We start from the raw sequence: 792 nt of genomic DNA, 5'->3' as shown, positions 1-792 counted from the left end.
CACAATTTAAACCAAGTAGCCATGAAACAACGTGTTTTCTTCTTATCCGCTTAGTACTTTCTGCTTTCTAAATCGAGTCGTTGGCCAAACCGACTCACATACCATAGGTATTACGATTCCTGCCGTTACCATGCTAAGAATTGCACCTACAGCCAGCAAAAATATCACGATGGACTTTACCGCACCAAGTACCGCTGGTGATCCTATTGTAGCACCTACTAATAATACTTCTCTGTATTTGCAGTATAGTTCTATTATGACTGCTCCTGCAACTGGTCGTAAAATTTCAGTACAGGCATCTGCAACTGTTGCTGGTTTGACTATCGCAGTAACCGCAGCAAACCCTGGTGCAACCAATTTGCAAGCTGGTGGTACAGGCAGTACAATCTCTTCGTTGGGAACAACTGCTACCGACATTATTACTGGTATCACAAGTTGTGCAACAGGAACAGGATCTACAGATGGTAGTAATTTAACGTATAGCATTGCGACTACAAGTGCTTCAGCGTATCAAAACATTCGTTCTGGAACATCAAGTATCACAGTGACATACACTTTAGCTGATAACTAAAAGTATCTAAACTCTTGACATTCAATTACCCGTATCTTAAAGTCTCCACGTTTAATACGGTCGTCATAGTCTTTATCATATTCCTCTTCATGCCCCAACAAATATCGGTTTTGAATACTACGTCCGCTTGGTGTATAATATCGAGAAATCGTTAATCGTAGTTCCGAGCCATCTGATAAGCTTACCGGCATTTGGACTAATCCTTACCAAATGAACGACGT

Annotated in this window: 1 protein-coding gene and 1 pseudogene; one reads left to right on the top strand and one right to left on the bottom strand. The window is 41.2% G+C overall.

Annotation, left to right across the window (positions count from 1 at the left end):
* Nucleotides 1-31 precede the first annotated feature (31 nt).
* Nucleotides 32-571 carry a hypothetical protein gene (locus BWI92_RS26420; RefSeq protein WP_141234951.1) on the top strand — a complete coding sequence of 180 codons (540 nt, stop codon included), beginning with the start codon at nucleotides 32-34 and terminating at the stop codon, nucleotides 569-571.
* A 32-nt stretch (nucleotides 572-603) separates the two neighbouring features.
* Here BWI92_RS26420 and BWI92_RS26415 read toward each other — a convergent pair.
* Nucleotides 604-792, bottom strand: a pseudogene (locus BWI92_RS26415) (S41 family peptidase); the annotation flags it as partial.

It is taken from the genome of Flectobacillus sp. BAB-3569 (assembly GCF_002270355.1).
Taxonomy (GTDB): Bacteria; Bacteroidota; Bacteroidia; order Cytophagales; family Spirosomataceae; genus Flectobacillus; species Flectobacillus roseus.
The sequence above is the reverse complement of the archived record's forward strand: the minus strand, read 5'-3'. Positions and strand labels throughout refer to the sequence as shown.